Raw genomic sequence first — 16,332 nt, 5'->3', positions numbered from 1 at the left:
GAGTTCTCCCCCTTTAGGAAATACAATGTACGAATTACGATATACGAATTGACTAATTGTTAATGGCAGATTTCAAAACTGAATTAAAGGAAAGAATGTTTCAATTTGCGGTAGATTGTGGGAAACTGTGCAACCAATTTTTAGAACAAAGGAAGTATTATACATATTGTAATCAGTTAATTAGGAGTTCAGCTTCAGTTGGAGCAAATTACAGGGCAGCTTGTAGGACAAAATCTGATAAAGATTTCATAAATAAATTAAAAATTGTAGAAGAAGAGGCAGATGAAAGTATGTATTGGATTAAAATTTTAATGGCCTTTACAGATGAAGAAAGTGAAAACTTGAAAAGGTTGCATACTGAAGCAAACGAACTTTTATCCATAACCATAGCTTCAATTACAACAATGAGAAAAAGAATAGATAACAAATAAAACAATAGAAATAGATATTAAAACGACCAAGTGAGAAAAACATCGTACTTAAAAGTTTGACTAAGTGCAATTAGAGTCCAATTAATGAATCCAATAACAACATAGCTGTGAAGAATATTTTCAAAAACATACAAGGAGATAAGGCCATTTGGGCCGTAGCAGGCTTGCTGGCGCTGTTTTCGTTCCTGCCCGTGTACAGTGCTAGCAGTAACTTGGCGTATTTGTATGGCGATGGAAATACGTTTAAGTTTTTGCTGAAACATCTCGCGCACCTGTTATTGGGATTTGCCATTCTGTACGGGGTGCATAAAATTCCGTATCACTACTTTAAGGGGCTTTCCATTATTGCATTACCGTTTGCTATTCTCCTGCTTATTTTTACCATGGCGCAAGGCAATACTATTGAAGGTGCCAACGCTAGTCGTTGGATTAGGGTGCCTTTTGTGGGAGTAACGTTTCAAACTTCAACGCTTGCGGCGGTTGTATTACTAACGTATGTAGCCCGCTATTTAAGCAAGATTAAAGACAAGACGGTCACCTTTAAAGAAACATTGCTGCCTTTATGGCTGCCTGTGTTTTTGGTATTGGCATTGATACTCCCTGCCAACCTTTCAACAACGGCCATCATCTTTGCTATGGTAGTTGTATTGGTATTTATTGGTGGATATCCAATTCGCTATTTAATGATAGTATTGGGTACGGGTTTGGTTGCACTTACATTTTTTATCCTAGCAGCCATGGCCTTTCCTGGTGCTTTCAGCAACCGTGTGGATACTTGGATGAGTCGTATAGAAAATTTCACCGATAAAGAAGATACCGAGGGCGACTACCAGATAGAAATCGCAAAAATTGCAATAGCCTCAGGCGGAGTAACAGGACTGGGACCGGGTAAAAGTGTGCAGAAAAACTTTTTGCCACAGTCGTCTTCAGACTTTATATACGCCATTATCGTGGAAGAGTTTGGCCTCGTGGGTGCATTGTTCTTAATGTTTCTCTACTTGGCATTGTTGTTCCGTTTGGTCGTTGTGGCACACAAGGCTACGGCAATGTTCGGGAAATTGTTAGTGATTGGTGTAGGGTTGCCCATTGTGTTTCAGGCATTGATAAACATGGCCGTTGCGGTGGAACTGTTTCCCGTAACGGGACAAACACTCCCATTGATCAGTAGCGGGGGGACCAGTATTTGGATGACGTGCCTTGCACTGGGTATGGTGTTGAGCGTAGCTGCAAAAAGGGAAATAGTACAGAAAGAAACCGAAGAGGGAGGAGCCGTGGAAAACCCACTGGAAATCCTCTCTGAAACAATATAGGAATGTCAGGTTGAGCGCAGTCGAAGCCTAATTAAAAGTCAAGATATTAAAACAAAATATCCATACAGATTTATCATCTCCGGCGGCGGCACCGGTGGCCACATTTATCCAGCTATTGCCATTGCCAATGAGTTGCAATCGCGCTATCCCGATGCCAAATTCCTGTTCGTCGGGGCCAGTGACCGTATGGAAATGGAAAAGGTGCCACAGGCAGGCTACGAGATTGAAGGATTATGGATTTCTGGATTACAGCGAAGTTTGACTTTCAAAAATCTGATGTTCCCGTTTAAACTTATATCAAGTTTACTAAAGAGTAAAAAAATTATCAAAAAATTTAAGCCCAATGCCGCCATTGGTACGGGAGGCTATGCTAGCGCACCTTTGTTAAAAGTGGCTTCAGGTAGGAATATTCCCTGTCTTATTCAAGAGCAGAACAGCCACGCAGGCATTACCAATAAATGGTTGAGCAAATCGGTATACACCATTTGCACCGCTTACGATGGAATGGAAAAATTCTTCCCTGCTGAAAAAATCGTGCTAACGGGCAATCCAGTAAGGCAGGATTTGTTGGAAATAGCCAGTAAAAGAAGAGAAGCACAGCAGTTTTTCAGTCTGAATCCTAATTTAAAAACGGTGTTGGTGTTGGGCGGCAGTTTGGGAGCTCGAAAAATAAACCAGTTGGTGGATGGAACATTGCCTTTTTTTAATACTGAAAACGTACAACTAATATGGCAATGCGGAAAATTGTATGAAAATGAATATGGTAAAAAATCTTATAAAGTTGTTCAGGTACACCCGTACTTAAATAGGATGGATTTGGCCTATGCCGCGGCAGACATCATTATTTCGAGAGCTGGGGCACTTTCGGTTTCAGAGTTGTGTTTGGTTGGCAAACCTGTAATTTTCATTCCCTCTCCCAATGTGGCCGAGGATCACCAAACCAAGAACGCACTGTCTATTTCAGAAAAAAATGCAGCGATTCTATTGAAAGAAAATGAAGCCGACGCTACATTTCAGCAAACAATAGCCGCGCTGTTGAAAGACGAAACAAAACAAAAAGAACTTTCAGCAAATATCAAAAAATTGGCTAGGCCCAACGCAGCAAAAGATATTGTTGATGAAATTGAAAAAATGATAAAAACGTAAACATCCTCATCCCATTACTCTCCTTTAAAGGGGTGGGCTAGGGGGATGTTTAGACAGAATTTTAATATAAGAAAACCCGCTTGTTCGTATAAAATATGAGCCTTTTAAACAACATACAAACCATTTACTTCATCGGCATTGGCGGGATAGGGATGAGTGCGCTCGCCCGTTTCGCAAAGTTGAAGGGTTTTGCCGTGTTTGGGTATGACAAGACTGAAACCAATCTTACGCGAGCATTAAATTCAGAGGGTATTGGGATTACCTTTGTAGATACTGTTGACGAAATTCCAGCGCATATCCAGCAAAAAGAAGAGACCTTGGTGGTGTACACCCCAGCTATCCCAAGGGCTAATAGCTTGTTAAACTGGTTCAGGGAAAATAATTATACCGTTATCAAGCGGTCCCAGCTGCTTGGTGAGGTAACACGAAACACTTTATGTTTGGCGGTAGCCGGCACTCATGGTAAGACAACAACAAGCGCCATATTGGGTCATTTGTTGGCGTACTGCGAGATGCCGGTCACTGCTTTTTTAGGGGGAATTGCCGAGAACTACAACTCGAATTTTATTTCAAAAGGTACCCAGATCACCGTGGTGGAGGCCGATGAGTTTGACCGTTCGTTCCTTACCTTGAGCCCAGATATTGCCTGCGTTACTTCTATGGATGCAGATCACTTGGACATCTACGGAACTGAAACTTCAATTCAAGGTGCGTTCAGGGAATTTGCGGATTTACTTCCAGAAAAAAATAACCTATTGTTTAAAAAAGGGCTACCGCTAGAGGGGCAGTCTGTCGCTATTGAAGAAGCGGCAGCGTTTGAAGCGCAAAATGTACGTATTGAAGATGGCGCCTATATTTTCGACCTGAAAACACCTGCGGAAACTATAAATAATTTACAATTTCACCTACCCGGACATCACAACCTACATAATGCTGTAACAGCTCTGGGAATGGCAATGCTAGCTGGTTCCCCAACCCATTGCCTTCCCAAAGCTTTAGCGACCTTTAAGGGGGTGGAGCGTAGGTTCTCGTATAAAATAAAAAGGGACGATTTGGTTTTGATAGATGATTACGCCCATCACCCTACCGAAATAAATGCTTTGTACCAAGCCGTTTCAGAAATGTACCCGGAAGATGAAAAAGTTATCGTCTTTCAGCCACATCTCTTCAGCAGGACTAAGGATTTTGCCAAGGGGTTTGCCCAAAGCTTGGCACAATTTGATGAAGTATTGTTGCTGGATATCTACCCTGCTCGAGAGGAACCCATAGAGGGTGTTACCTCAAACTGGTTGCTGAAATTGGTTTTAGAGTGTCAGGCGGAGCGCGGTAGAAGCTTAGTCAATACTGCTAAGGTCATAACAAAATCCGACATCCCTTCAGCATTAAAAAACTCTCCGTGCCGTATACAATTGTTGGTAGGAGCAGGCGATATAGGAGCTGAGGTTGAAGCCATGACTAAAGTATTAAAAAGATGAAAAGGTATATACCCGTTATAAAATTTGTGTTGCTCACAGCCTTGGTCGTGTTTCTTTTCAGCTTTACGCAAAAAAGAAATGCCAACCGAAATTTGAAGAGGATCAATGTAGAATTCCTTGATGAGAACGACCCATTTATCACACTGGCTACTGTTAATAAATTGTTAGTACAAAATAACGACAGTGTTACGGGCATCCCTAAAGAAACTTTAGTTTTGAAAGAGATGGAGTCCCGTTTGTTGGGAAATGATATGATTCGTGATGCGCAAGTGTATGTAACGGTTGACGGCGTTTTGGGGGCAAAGATAGAACAGCGAAACCCTATAGGAAGAATAGCTGCATCTCCCAACTATTACCTTGATGAGGACGGGAAGAAAATGCCACTGTCATCGGTTTATGCAGCAAGAGTACCCTTGATTACAGGAAGGTCTACAACCAATTTTAGCGAAGTTACACCGTTATTAATAAGGATAGGCGAAGATGATTTTATGAAACAGAGCGTTGTGGGAATCCACGTTTCTGAAAAAGATAAGGTAACCTTGAAACTGCGTAAATACAGTTTTGATGTGATTTTTGGGAACGTGGAAAATATGGACTTGAAGTTTCAGAATTTTAAGGCATTTTATAAAAAGGCAAAAGAGGATAACAGGTTACAGGGCTATAAAACAATCGATCTGCGTTTTGGGAAACAGGTTGTAGCCACAAAAATTGAATAGGATGGAAAACGAGAACATAGCGGTAGGATTAGACATTGGTACCACCAAGATTGTTGCTATGATTGGTAAGAACAATGAATATGGGAAGATGGAGATCTTGGGCATAGGAAAATCCAAGAGTCTCGGGGTACACCGTGGTGTTGTAAACAACATTACACAAACCATCCAGTCCATCCAGCAAGCCGTGCAGGATGCTGAAACCTCTTCGGGATTAAAGATTGAAGATGTTGTAGTGGGAATTGCAGGCCAGCATATACGTAGTCTCCAGCACAGCGATTATATTACCCGTAGCAATAGCGACGAGGTGATAGATGAAGAAGATATTGAGCGCCTTTGCAATCAAGTACACAAACTGGTAATGTTACCGGGTGAAGAAATCATACACGTGCTCCCACAAGATTTTAAGGTAGACGGTCAAGCTGAAATCAAAGAACCCATTGGAATGTACGGCGGTCGTTTGGAGGCTAATTTTCATGTGGTCGTTGGGCAGGTTTCCAGTATTCGCAATATTGGCCGCTGTGTAAAGAGTACCGGTCTGGAACTTTCGGGAATTACACTGGAACCCTTGGCATCTGCAAATGCAGTATTGAGCCAAGAAGAAAAAGAAGCAGGTGTAGCCTTGATCGATATAGGTGGTGGAACAACCGACCTTGCTATTTTCAAGGACGGCATCATTCGTCATACGGCGGTGATTCCATTTGGCGGAAATGTGATTACTGAAGACATAAAAGAAGGCTGTAGCATCATTGAGAAACAAGCCGAATTGCTCAAGGTGAAATTTGGTAGTGCGTGGCCGGGGGAAAATAAGGATAATGAGATTGTCTCCATCCCAGGATTGCGTGGAAGGGAACCCAAGGAAATCACCTTGAAGAACCTTTCAAAAATAATCCATGCGCGTGTAGTGGAGATTATCGAGCAGGTGTATTTGGAAATAAAAAATTACGGTCACGAGGAGCAAAAGAAAAAATTGATCGCTGGTATCGTGCTCACTGGCGGAGGCTCCCAATTACAGCATTTAAAACAACTGGTGGAGTATATCACGGGAATGGACACCCGTATAGGGTACCCTAACGAGCATTTGGCAGGAAATAGCGATAGCGAGACCACTAGTCCCTTATATGCCACAGCGGTAGGGTTAGTGCTCAACAGTTTGGAAAACAAACACCGCACCACTCCCAAAGAAATGAAAGCTACGGAAGCAACCCAGGAGGAGGATAGTAATGAGGAGATGGAAAGTAGCACACCAGAAACTGCAGAAGAACCAAAAGTAGAGCGAAAGCGGTTTTTCGATAAATGGGCAGAGAAGTTCAAGGAGTTCCTGGACAATGCAGAATGAGAAAAGTTGTAGTTGGTAGCAGCAGTCTGCTAGAACAATAGAAATAAAAAAATACTGCGTAAGCAGAATGATAAACATAAAACCTCGCAAAAAACAACAATATGAGTAGCAATTTTGATGAAACAACCATTGCGTTCGATATGCCAAAGAACCAAAGCAACGTCATAAAGGTGATAGGCGTTGGCGGCGGCGGTAGTAACGCAATCAATCACATGTTCAGTCAGGGCATAAAGGGAGTAGACTTCGTGATCTGCAATACCGATGCACAAGCCTTGGAAAACAGCGCCGTACCCATTAAGATCCAATTGGGGGTGTCGCTAACCGAAGGACTGGGAGCAGGAGCCAACCCTGCCATTGGTGAACAGAGCGCCATGGAGAGCCTTGAGGAAATTAAAAACATGCTCTCAACCAATACCAAAATGATTTTTATCACTGCTGGTATGGGAGGCGGTACCGGTACCGGAGCAGCACCCATTATTGCCAAGATGGCCAAGGAGCTCGATATTTTAACTGTGGGTATTGTTACTATTCCATTTCAGTTTGAGGGAAAAATGAGGAGCGAACAGGCGCAGATTGGAGTAGAAAAACTACGCCAGAATTGCGACTCGCTAGTTGTGATAAACAATAACAAGTTACGTGAGGTATATGGAAATCTGGGCTTTAAGGCTGGTTTTTCCAAAGCAGATGAAGTTTTGGCCACAGCTGCGCGAGGTATTGCAGAGGTTATTACACATCACTACACACAGAATATTGACCTTCGCGATGCGAAAACCGTTTTAGCGAATAGTGGAACGGCCATTATGGGAAGTGCCAGTGCGAGTGGCTCTAACCGCGCGAAAGAGGCCATCACCAAAGCGTTGGATTCACCACTGCTCAACGACAACAAGATTACAGGAGCCAAAAATGTATTGTTGCTCATTGTTTCAGGACACGAGGAGATTACCATAGATGAAATAGGCGAAATTAGTGACCACATACAAAGCGAGGCAGGTCACAGCGCCAATATTATCATGGGGATTGGTGAGGATGAAACCCTGGAAGGGGCTGTTGCTATCACTGTAATCGCTACGGGTTTTAACGCAGAGCAGCAGGACGATATAAGTAATACCGAAACCAAGAAGATAATCCACACACTGGAAGAAGAACAAAAGGCAGAACAGGACCTCTCTACAAAACCTGGGGCAACACCAGTGGAGCTCACTAAACCTACCGAAGTAAAACCAGAGACACCAAAAGAGGATACTGTAATTAGGCACACCTTGGTATTGGACGAAGAAGAACCTCCAAAAACAGCACCCAGAATAAAAAATGTTGTAGAGGAAAAAGCCCAAGAAGAGCCTCAGGCCTCATTACCTTTTGAGGGGTATATCGAAACTTCAGAATTGATAAAGAACATAGATGTTGAAACCACACTAGTGGACATTCACCATGTTGCTGAATTTGAGCAGTTACTCATCAACGAAATTGATGTAAATAGTTTTGAGATTGTAACTCCCGCACCAAAGACCGAAACGAAAATTTCAGCAAAACAACCTGAACCCGAAGAAGATTTCAAAATAGTTGAAAAGAAGATCGAACCTACTCAAACTGATACTGCATCAGAAGAGCAAATATTGATGTTCGACCTTCCATTAAACGACCCAAAACCAGCGAGCGGACAGACCAAAAAGCAAGAGGAGGAAGAAGAGACGCTCACTTCAAACATTGAGGATATAGAGGTGAATGAAGCGGTAGAGGTAGTGCCCATTACCGAAGTGTCCAACCAAGGAGTGAAGCGTTATAGTTTGGACGATTATGAAGAAAAGGAAGCAGAATTATTAAATGCAAAACCAAAGAATGAAGCTGCCGAAGAGGAAATAGTCTTTAAAACAAAGACCGTGGAACCGGAACCAGAAGAGGAGGTAGCGCCAGAAGATGTGGACCCGATGAACACGCCCATATCAAAACTTTTGGCATCCCGTACCGAGGAGCGCAAAAAAACTATGAAGGAGTTTAATTATAAATTCAGGAATAGTGCTTCCAAGATTGAGGATATCGAGAAACAACCCGCCTACAAGCGAATGGGTATTGAGTTGGAAGATAAAGATACCGATACCAGTCTGTCCAGAACCTCTGTAAATACAGACGATGATGATATAGACTTACGGAACAACAATTCGTTCCTGCACGATAATGTAGATTAATGTATGGTTACATTATAATTTGGAAGGCCTGTTGTGAGTTTGCAACAGGCCTTTTTAATTGATTATTTTACATCTTTAAACAATACAAAAGGCCGCAATAAACGGGTAAGTTTGTCCGATGTTGAAGTTTTTACATTGTATAGGTAATCTTTAATCTTTTGAAGGTCTTCTTCGGTTTTTACGATGTTGAATTTTGAATCGTACTCTAAAAATACAGGCTTTGTAGTAGCTTTATTGTAAACCTCAAAAATCTCCTCGTGCCTTGGGTCTACTTTTATCTTGTTTTCATAAAGATCTATTATGTGTTCCTCTTCACCTTCTATCACCTGAAAGAAATGTCCCATATTGTACAAAAGGATACCACTAACGTCAAACTCATTGTTATTGTGAGATGTAACTTCAAAAACTTCTTCTATCTCTCTATTAGATAGTTCAGGTTTTGCATTGCTTATATAGCAAATGGTATGTAATGGTTTCATTGTATGGTTGGTTGTTTCAATAAAAATACAAGCATTTGTGAAATTATGTTGCCATAAAAGAAAAAAAAGTTGCCATTTTTCGTTAGAAGGCCTTTTAAATTTCTACTGAAATATGTTGGGAATTAAGTATCTTTGGCGTCCAATAAAAGGAGATCATGAGTTTGTCCACCCAGATTATGACGGCTATGAAGGCCGCGATGAAAGCGAAAGACCAAGAAGCACTGCAAGCATTACGCTCTGTAAAGTCGGCAATTTTACTTGCCCAGACCGAAAGCGGTGCAAAGGAGGAGTTAAGTGAGGCAGAAGAGCTTAAACTACTGCAGAAATTGGTAAAGCAACGCAAGGATAGCGCAACAATTTACAAGGAACAGGGCCGTGAGGATCTTGCAGCACCAGAGCTTTCCGAAGCCGCCGTTATAGAGCGGTTTCTCCCCGCACAAATGACCGAGGCTGAAATAGAGCAGTTGGTGGACGATGCCATTGCACAAACTGGAGCTTCATCCATGGTAGATATGGGAAAGGTTATGGGTATTGTAAGTGGTAAGGCAGCAGGAAGGGCAGATGGTAAAACCATTAGCACCATCGTAAAAAAGAAATTGATGAAATAGTTTTGCTATAGGGCAAGGCAATAAGGCCGCGTGGCGCAACTGAATAGCGCATCAGATTTCGGCTCTGAGGGTTGGGGGTTTGAATCCCTCCGCGGTCACTACATCCATAATCCCGATGCGCATAGCGTATTCGGGATTTTTTGTGGGAAGGCGTCGAAAAAAGTATTGTAGTACATAAAAAAAATCCCGAACAGGTAGCAGTTTCGGGATTGTATTAAATATAGTACTGAGGTGGAGATGTGCAAAGCGAACGCCACTTTCTGTTGGTTCTGTCTCTTTACCGCCCACCCACAACTCGCTTATACTTTTCTGCCGGTTAAGAGTTTGTATAATATTACGATTACGGCAAGTACGAGGAGAATATGTATCAAGTTACCAACCGCTTCTCCAAAACCTATAAAACCTATAAGCCATCCTACGATTAAAATTACAACGATTAACCAAATTAAATCTTTCATGTTTTTCTGTTTTTAAGTTGTTTGTTAACCTAAAGATAGCATAGGAAAATTTCTGAAAATATGTTTTTAACAGCTTTTAACGTATTGAAAAACAAATAGTTGAAAGTACGTTAAATGTGTTATTTTTTGTGGCGAAATTGTTAAGGTGTTTGAGAAAAAAGAATATTTTTAGAACCGTTTTGTTGGATTTCTCCAATACGTTATTTGTCGTTTCGAAGCGTCTTCCGGTTCTTTCTGTATTCTGAAGGGGACATCTCGTATGTTTCCTTAAAGATTTTTGAAAAATAACTTTTACTGGAAAGGCCAATCTTGGCTACTATCTCAGAAATATTATAATCGGTATTGTTTAGGAGGTTCCTTGCCAGAATCATCCGTTTTTGTTGTACGTAGCCATTTACCGTGGTCTGGTAAAGATGTTTGAAGCCCAATTGGAGTTTGTTGATATTGAGCCCTATTTCTTCGGCAATTTTTTCTATTGACTCTAGGTCTGCAAGATGGTGGTCTATAATCTTAGCCGCTTTTTTTATTTGTACAATCTCATAACTGCGCAGTATGGAACTTACTTCCTCTTCATTAATATCGTCGTGGTACTGTACAATTTGGTGGGTTAATATATTATAGGCTTGCCCTTCGAGGAAAATCCTACGTATAAAGTCGTTATTCTTAAAGCTTTGTATTTTCGAAAACAGGTCGGCTATCTGCAGGCTGTAATATCCTTTATGGTAAAATTCGCGAAGTGCCATCTTATCGGTAAACAATTCCTTCAGTTCTGGAGAGAGGCTCTTGAGCTCACAATTCACTTTTTCCTGAAATTCTTTCCTGTCCAATTCTAGGCTCCCAACCTGTACTTCGGTATCTGCCGAAAAATGTAAGATATGTCCATTGGTACTTTTACTGGCAACTATAGAGCTTTGGTATTGCTGGATGGTATTATTGCTGGCATTGTCTTGGAACCTATGGTGTATTACCCCTTTAAGACAGTATAAAAACTTCAATGGGTGCACGTCGTCCACTACAAAATGAAATTCCAGGTCTTTGTGAAATTTACATTCATAGATCAATATTCCAAAGCCGCCATCAAAATTTATCCCTTTTATATAGCCTTCACCGTAATTTTTTGGGATGGTAACGTGGTACTCACCACAATTCTCGGTATAATCTACATTAAAAGCTTTTGCAATATCCTGTATCACTTCGTAGAGCGGAAGTGATTGTACTTCAATTTTGGTCATGAGTTGTTTTGTGGTCTCTAAGGTACAAATTAAAATTATAGCATTTTACAGAATGTTTTTTGTACTACATTTTGTGTGAAAAAGGTTTGTTGTTATTTAAAAATATGTAATTTTCAAATTCAGAAAAAAACCGATGAAGAAAATATTAGGAATAGGCTCCAGGATAGAGCACAAGGAATATGGTAAAGGTGTAGTGACCAATGTGGACAGCCGGATGTATTGGGTTACTTTTATTGAAAACGGACTGGAAACCCTTTCTTTCGATGAAGAGTTTGAAGTAATAGAGGCCGCCGAAGATGAAGTGGATACTGTGAGCTTTTACGAAGTTGAAAAAAGCCTCCGTAGTATCCTGAAAAAATGGAGCGATGCATCTGAAGTTGTCCCCTTGGCCGATAAATACAAAGGCGGGACTCTAATCCTGAAACCTAAGGATACCAACCTTACGGACAAAGAAATACCCATAGATACCTTTTTCCATAAAGTAGTGATGTTGCGTGATCGCCTGCGTGTAATGGAACAAAAGATAAACAGCAACAAAACCTTGGATGACCAAGACAAGGTAGACTTGCAACAATACATAACACGCTGTTATGGTAGTTTGACCACTTTTAATGTGCTTTTTAAAAATAATTCACAGCAATTTAAGGGGGAGGGCCGTAATAAGTAATAATAGATAGCAACATAGCGTTAGGTATCTAAGGTTGTGATTTCTAGTAGATAAATTAGTATCTTACATCACCCAAAAAACCTATGACCTACTTCCTACAAGTTGAAAACGATACAACTTGGCTAGCGCCCTACGCCTATGCCATTGTATTGTTGGGCTTTTTACTTTTTCTCTTTAGAATATTCGAGAACTGGTATGCCAATAGGTTCGATAGGCCTTTGTTGCGCCACTATCTTGTGTATAAGAATATTTCTAAAGAGCAGGAAAAAATCCTTGAAGAAGAATTCCATTTTTACGGTTTGCTTTCCAAACGGCACAAAAGAGAGTTTAGGCATAGGGTGGCTATGTTTATTGCCAATAAAAAATTTGTGGGAAGACAGGGTCTTGAGGTGACGGACAGGATGAAAACCCTCATCGCTGCTGTAGGTTGTATGCTCAGTTTTGGCCGCAAACACTATGAATATTCCCTTATAGACTACATACTCATCTATCCCGAAGAGTTTTATAGCACGATGAACGAACACCACCACAAGGGAGAGTTCAATCCTCGGGAAAAAGCTTTAGTACTATCGTGGAAGGATTTCGAGAACGGCTACCGTATTACCGATGACAATCTTAACCTGGGAATCCACGAATTTATGCACGCCATGCAACTGGAAGCCAAAAAAAGTAGAGATCTGGATTCCACAAGGTTTGGGAAGCAGTTCCAAAATATCCTAAAGCGATTGACCCACCAAGAAGTAAAGAATAAACTGGACGAAACCCGCTATTTTAGGTCCTATGCATTTACCAACCAATATGAATTCATGGCCGTCCTGGCCGAATATTTCATAGAATCTCCCATAGAGTTCAAGGAGCATTTCCCAGAACTATACGACCATACCAAAAAATTGCTCAATTTTGGTTTTGCAGGGTACTAGCTAGCTTTCTTGGCAATGTGGTTTGCAATTCGTTTTGCGTGAACCCTCGAGTTTTCTATAAACCATTTATGGGTCTCGGTGCCCCCGCAAATAACACCTGCTAGATATATACCGTTTACATTGCTCTCCATGGTTTCTGGGTTGTAGGAGGGGATATTCTTTTCATCAGAAAGTGAAATGCCCATATTGCGTAGAAACTCAAAATTGGGTCGGTACCCAGTGAGTGCTATCACAAAATCGTTGGGGAGGGTCTTTTTTTCTTTAGGGGTGTGTATGGTAACTTCGTTTTCCTTTATTTCTGAAATTTCACTTTCAAAATATGCTGTGATGCTGCCTTCTTCAATGCGGTTTTCAATATCGGGCTTTACCCAGTATTTCACTCGTTCGCCAATAGACTTTCCGCGTACTACCATCGTAACTTCTCCACCTTTGCGCCAAATTTCCAGAGCGGCATCTACCGCACTGTTGCTGGCACCTACCACTATATTTTTTTGTAAAACGTAGGGATGCGCCTCTTTGTAATAATGTGTAACCTTTGGAAGATCCTCACCAGGTACGTTCAGCATCTTAGGGATATCGTAAAAGCCGGTAGCTACGATTACGTTTTCAGTTTTGTATTCAGTAGTGGTCGTGGTTACGGTAAAATGCTCCCCTTGTTTTTTTACCGCGGTTACCTTTTCAAACAACTGTATATGGAGGTTGTTTGCCGTAACTACCCTTCGGTAATATTCCAACGCTTCGTTTCTTCCAGGTTTGGCTTCATTGCTTATAAAAGGAATATTGTCTATTTCCAACTTTTCCGAAGTGGAGAAGAATTTCATATTCAAGGGATAATTGAACAAGGAATGCGTCAACGCTCCTTTTTCCACAACAATATAATCGAGATTCTGTTTTTGGCAGGCGAGTGCGCAGGCAATGCCTATGGGGCCAGCGCCAATGATGAGGACTTTTGTTGAAACCATAACACAAAGATACAAAAGCCCATCCCCAAAAAGGAAACAGGCTTTTGTTACTTTTTGTGTGCTGAAGGGTTATTTTTTCACGATGATTTTTTGTGTCGATTTTCGCCCGTCCTGCATTCCCACCACAAAGTAAATACCTTCGGAAAGGTGTGAGGCGTCCCAGTGTGTTTCGTATACTGAAAATTCCTTTACAACCAGTCCCAGCGTGTTGTACACTTTTACGGAACTGAAATTCGACAAACTGTTTTTATGTATTGAAAATTTCGAACTCACTGAAGGTGTTACGAATACCTGGGAAGCGATACCATTTTCTGGAACCGATAGCGTGCTGCGGTCAAAAATTACTACGGCATTGGGTTGTTCCAGCCCACCGGCACCTGTCTCTACGGTGTTTTCAATAAAGGTGCCGGCTGTATTATATTGCTTTACTTCGGCAGTGCTGCCGTTGCCAATAAGACTATTGCCATTGGGCAAAAAGTCTACACCTTCCACCTGCCCAAGACCGTCAATAAACGTGTCTATGTGGCCTCCAGTACCGTTGTAGCGTTCAATATTCCCATCGTTCCAGTCAAAAACGAGGAAGTTCCCATCACCATCTATATAGAGATTGGTGGGGCCAGATAATTCGGCGTTGTCTATAAATTCTCCCACTTCGTCCCCATTGGAATCAAACTGCGTTACATTCGCCTGTGAAAAAGAGGAAACATATAGGTTGTCCGCATCGTCCCACGCCATCCCTATACTTCTTGGGACGCCCGTGTTAGTGTATTCGTCCTCAAAAGTTCCGTCCAGGTTATAACGAAGCACATTATTGTCCGTTGCGCTCCATTGCAATACGTACAAAAACCCATCGGGACGTATCTGCATACGGGTAGGCCCACCAGCGACTGTGGCAAAATCGTCAATGTATGCTCCCGTGGAGGCGTTGTGTCTTGTAATGCGATTTGAATTCAGGTTCGAGATGAGCACCACATTTTGGTCTGCTATAAAGACGATATCCTGTGGCCAGCTCATTTCTTCATCAACAAAAACTTGCGGGTTGCTACCATCTATATCGTATTGTATAATCTTTCCCGTGTTGGGAGCAAAGTTCTCTGCATCGCTCACGTATATTTTTAGATCCTGTGCCGTTAGGTATGCTGAAAAGAGCAAGGTAGAAAAAAGTGTAAGGTGTTGTAAAAGTTTCATCATATCAATTTTTAGGATTAGTATGATGCTAAGGTGCAATACTATTTTCTGAAAAGGGTTCAGAATTATAATTCTGCACGCTCCAATTTATAAATCACGACAGTTCCAGGCCTTGCCGATATTGTAGTGGTGTACAATGGTGCTTTTCCTTGAATGCCGAATAAAATGCTGCCTTACTGTTAAAACCCACATCAAAATACACCATCTTTATAGGGATGCTAGGGTCTTTTTTCAGCATATCTTCCGCGGCTTCCAGTCTGTATTGATTTACGAACTGGTTAAAGTTTCCACCAGATTTTTTATTGATTACCTTGGAGAGTAAGTGTGTGGTAAACCCAAGTTGGTCTGCCAGGTTTGCCAAGCGCAGCTCATTGTCCAGATAGGGTTTTTCCTGCGCCATGTGGCTGGTGATCTTTTTGTAGAGCTCCTCCAATATCTGGTTTTCGAAACTTTCAAAATTTGAAACATTAGGGAGGAAGATTTCAGCATAAAACTCCCCATCAAACACCTTGGGTTGTTTAAAGGTAAAATAGCCTATAGTGTAAATGCTAAGCGTCATCATAATAGAGATGGCGTAGTCCCATTCGGCATTAAAAAATGAAAAATTGACCAATATGTAATACGAAAGATATGCTGTAATAAAAAGCACATACAACACAATGAGTACCAAAGCCCAACGGTTGCGAATGGTGCTATATTCAGAAGTGTTGGAAGCATTTTTCTTTTTCAGTACAACTAGTAACAACGCATACACGACCAAGTGTACAATGGTTAATTGATAGTATTGTGGTAAACTGGCCAGCGGAACATAATCGATCCCGAAACCATTGTTTTTCAACAAATTGAAGACATAGGGAATGAAACAGAGTACAGCGGGTACAAAATGTAGTTCAAAGTATCTAGGTATGGGTTTATTGTATAAATTTAGGAAGTACCAATACAGCAGCGGCCCTGTGGCAAAATAGCAAACGGGAGGAAAAAAAACCAGATACGGATACATAAATTGATACTGCGTCCAGTAGAGCACATATTGTAATAGGATGAGCGAAAACCCCAGGACAAAGAAAGCGATGGGTACCGTTTTTTTGTTTCGGTTGCTTAAAAGAACAGTAAACAGGAACAGCCCCATGGCCACTGCAATCAAGAAACCTGCGGTCCAAGTATCGAAAGAGGGGGAAACTTGCATACACAAATATAATTGGCTGAAGCGTGTTAGCCAAT

General features: G+C 41.4%; 16 protein-coding genes and 1 tRNA gene. 11 read left to right on the top strand and 6 right to left on the bottom strand.

Going from position 1 to position 16,332, the window contains the following annotated elements; genetic code table 11:
• Nucleotides 1-62 precede the first annotated feature (62 nt).
• The 7 genes from C8D94_RS12950 to ftsZ all read left to right on the top strand — a co-directional run bounded on the left by C8D94_RS12950 (nucleotide 63) and on the right by ftsZ (nucleotide 8,597).
• On the top strand, nucleotides 63-431 hold the full coding sequence (locus tag C8D94_RS12950; protein WP_211308922.1) for a four helix bundle protein: 369 nt from the start codon (nucleotides 63-65) through the stop codon (nucleotides 429-431).
• Nucleotides 432-538: 107 nt separating this feature from the next.
• Nucleotides 539-1,741: an FtsW/RodA/SpoVE family cell cycle protein gene (locus tag C8D94_RS12945; protein WP_115124386.1), complete on the top strand. Its 1,203-nt coding sequence runs from the start codon at nucleotides 539-541 to the stop codon at nucleotides 1,739-1,741.
• Nucleotides 1,742-1,786: 45 nt separating this feature from the next.
• Nucleotides 1,787-2,887, top strand: a complete 1,101-nt coding sequence (gene murG / locus C8D94_RS12940) for an undecaprenyldiphospho-muramoylpentapeptide beta-N-acetylglucosaminyltransferase (protein WP_115124385.1) — start codon at nucleotides 1,787-1,789, stop codon at nucleotides 2,885-2,887.
• Nucleotides 2,888-2,982: 95 nt separating this feature from the next.
• Entirely contained in the window at nucleotides 2,983-4,362 is a 1,380-nt protein-coding gene (locus tag C8D94_RS12935; RefSeq protein WP_115124384.1) for a UDP-N-acetylmuramate--L-alanine ligase, read from the top strand.
• Nucleotides 4,359-5,078 (top strand): cell division protein FtsQ/DivIB, encoded by a 720-nt coding sequence (locus tag C8D94_RS12930; protein WP_115124383.1) that lies wholly within the window; start codon nucleotides 4,359-4,361, stop codon nucleotides 5,076-5,078. The genes C8D94_RS12935 and C8D94_RS12930 overlap by 4 nt, the downstream gene beginning before the upstream one ends.
• Before the next feature lies 1 nt (nucleotide 5,079).
• A complete protein-coding gene (ftsA, locus tag C8D94_RS12925; RefSeq protein WP_115124382.1) occupies nucleotides 5,080-6,414 on the top strand; it encodes a cell division protein FtsA in 1,335 nt (444 codons plus the stop codon).
• Nucleotides 6,415-6,515: 101 nt separating this feature from the next.
• Complete coding sequence (gene ftsZ, locus C8D94_RS12920; protein ID WP_115124381.1) at nucleotides 6,516-8,597, top strand: cell division protein FtsZ; 2,082 nt, start codon at nucleotides 6,516-6,518, stop codon at nucleotides 8,595-8,597.
• A gap of 62 nt (nucleotides 8,598-8,659) precedes the next feature.
• Here ftsZ and C8D94_RS12915 read toward each other — a convergent pair whose 3' ends face one another.
• Complete coding sequence (locus C8D94_RS12915; protein WP_115124380.1) at nucleotides 8,660-9,076, bottom strand: BLUF domain-containing protein; 417 nt, start codon at nucleotides 9,074-9,076, stop codon at nucleotides 8,660-8,662.
• A gap of 155 nt (nucleotides 9,077-9,231) precedes the next feature.
• On the opposite strand from C8D94_RS12915, the gene C8D94_RS12910 reads away from it, so the two are divergent.
• Both C8D94_RS12910 and C8D94_RS12905 read left to right on the top strand, forming a co-directional pair.
• Complete coding sequence (locus tag C8D94_RS12910) at nucleotides 9,232-9,684, top strand: GatB/YqeY domain-containing protein (RefSeq protein ID WP_115124379.1); 453 nt, start codon at nucleotides 9,232-9,234, stop codon at nucleotides 9,682-9,684.
• 24 nt (nucleotides 9,685-9,708) lie between these two features.
• Nucleotides 9,709-9,782: transfer RNA gene (locus C8D94_RS12905), tRNA-Arg, on the top strand.
• Between the two features lie 201 nt (nucleotides 9,783-9,983).
• On the opposite strand, the gene C8D94_RS12900 is transcribed toward C8D94_RS12905, so the two are convergent.
• Nucleotides 9,984-10,142, bottom strand: a complete 159-nt coding sequence (locus C8D94_RS12900) for a lmo0937 family membrane protein (protein WP_115124378.1) — start codon at nucleotides 10,140-10,142, stop codon at nucleotides 9,984-9,986.
• Nucleotides 10,143-10,342: 200 nt separating this feature from the next.
• Nucleotides 10,343-11,374, bottom strand: coding sequence for a helix-turn-helix domain-containing protein (locus tag C8D94_RS12895; protein WP_115124377.1), 1,032 nt, complete (start codon nucleotides 11,372-11,374; stop codon nucleotides 10,343-10,345).
• A gap of 133 nt (nucleotides 11,375-11,507) precedes the next feature.
• Here C8D94_RS12895 and C8D94_RS12890 point away from each other — a divergent pair, with 133 nt between their 5' ends.
• Together C8D94_RS12890 and C8D94_RS12885 are read left to right on the top strand one after the other, a co-directional pair.
• Entirely contained in the window at nucleotides 11,508-12,041 is a 534-nt protein-coding gene (locus C8D94_RS12890) for a hypothetical protein (protein WP_115124376.1), read from the top strand.
• A gap of 83 nt (nucleotides 12,042-12,124) precedes the next feature.
• On the top strand, nucleotides 12,125-12,961 hold the full coding sequence (locus C8D94_RS12885; protein WP_115124375.1) for a zinc-dependent peptidase: 837 nt from the start codon (nucleotides 12,125-12,127) through the stop codon (nucleotides 12,959-12,961).
• Here the strand turns inward: C8D94_RS12885 and C8D94_RS12880 are convergent.
• From C8D94_RS12880 to C8D94_RS12870, 3 genes are all read right to left on the bottom strand, one after another.
• The gene (locus C8D94_RS12880; RefSeq protein ID WP_115124374.1) at nucleotides 12,958-13,923 is read right to left on the bottom strand and encodes a YpdA family putative bacillithiol disulfide reductase; all 966 of its coding nucleotides are present in this window, start codon (nucleotides 13,921-13,923) and stop codon (nucleotides 12,958-12,960) included. The two genes, C8D94_RS12885 and C8D94_RS12880, sit on opposite strands and share 4 nt — an antisense overlap.
• A gap of 69 nt (nucleotides 13,924-13,992) precedes the next feature.
• Nucleotides 13,993-15,114, bottom strand: a complete 1,122-nt coding sequence (locus C8D94_RS12875; RefSeq protein ID WP_115124373.1) for a T9SS type A sorting domain-containing protein — start codon at nucleotides 15,112-15,114, stop codon at nucleotides 13,993-13,995.
• A gap of 91 nt (nucleotides 15,115-15,205) precedes the next feature.
• Nucleotides 15,206-16,297 carry an AraC family transcriptional regulator gene (locus C8D94_RS12870; protein ID WP_115124372.1) on the bottom strand — a complete coding sequence of 364 codons (1,092 nt, stop codon included), beginning with the start codon at nucleotides 16,295-16,297 and terminating at the stop codon, nucleotides 15,206-15,208.
• Nucleotides 16,298-16,332 lie beyond the last annotated feature (35 nt).

The sequence above is a fragment of the Marinirhabdus gelatinilytica genome (genome assembly GCF_003353425.1).
GTDB classification, from domain to species: Bacteria; Bacteroidota; Bacteroidia; order Flavobacteriales; family Flavobacteriaceae; genus Marinirhabdus; species Marinirhabdus gelatinilytica.
This window is presented reverse-complemented; position numbering and strand designations above follow the sequence as displayed.

Bases quoted from the DNA above. Each gene is read 5' to 3' on its own strand.
- C8D94_RS12950 (WP_211308922.1), top strand. From the start codon at position 63: ATGGCAGATTTCAAAACTGAATTAAAGGAAAGAATGTTTCAATTTGCG.
- C8D94_RS12935 (WP_115124384.1), top strand. From the start codon at position 2,983: ATGAGCCTTTTAAACAACATACAAACCATTTACTTCATCGGCATTGGC.
- C8D94_RS12930 (WP_115124383.1), top strand. From the start codon at position 4,359: ATGAAAAGGTATATACCCGTTATAAAATTTGTGTTGCTCACAGCCTTG.
- ftsA (WP_115124382.1), top strand. From the start codon at position 5,080: ATGGAAAACGAGAACATAGCGGTAGGATTAGACATTGGTACCACCAAG.
- ftsZ (WP_115124381.1), top strand. From the start codon at position 6,516: ATGAGTAGCAATTTTGATGAAACAACCATTGCGTTCGATATGCCAAAG.
- C8D94_RS12915 (WP_115124380.1), bottom strand. From the start codon at position 9,076: ATGAAACCATTACATACCATTTGCTATATAAGCAATGCAAAACCTGAA.
- C8D94_RS12910 (WP_115124379.1), top strand. From the start codon at position 9,232: ATGAGTTTGTCCACCCAGATTATGACGGCTATGAAGGCCGCGATGAAA.
- C8D94_RS12900 (WP_115124378.1), bottom strand. From the start codon at position 10,142: ATGAAAGATTTAATTTGGTTAATCGTTGTAATTTTAATCGTAGGATGG.
- C8D94_RS12895 (WP_115124377.1), bottom strand. From the start codon at position 11,374: ATGACCAAAATTGAAGTACAATCACTTCCGCTCTACGAAGTGATACAG.
- C8D94_RS12890 (WP_115124376.1), top strand. From the start codon at position 11,508: ATGAAGAAAATATTAGGAATAGGCTCCAGGATAGAGCACAAGGAATAT.
- C8D94_RS12885 (WP_115124375.1), top strand. From the start codon at position 12,125: ATGACCTACTTCCTACAAGTTGAAAACGATACAACTTGGCTAGCGCCC.
- C8D94_RS12880 (WP_115124374.1), bottom strand. From the start codon at position 13,923: ATGGTTTCAACAAAAGTCCTCATCATTGGCGCTGGCCCCATAGGCATT.
- C8D94_RS12875 (WP_115124373.1), bottom strand. From the start codon at position 15,114: ATGATGAAACTTTTACAACACCTTACACTTTTTTCTACCTTGCTCTTT.
- C8D94_RS12870 (WP_115124372.1), bottom strand. From the start codon at position 16,297: ATGCAAGTTTCCCCCTCTTTCGATACTTGGACCGCAGGTTTCTTGATT.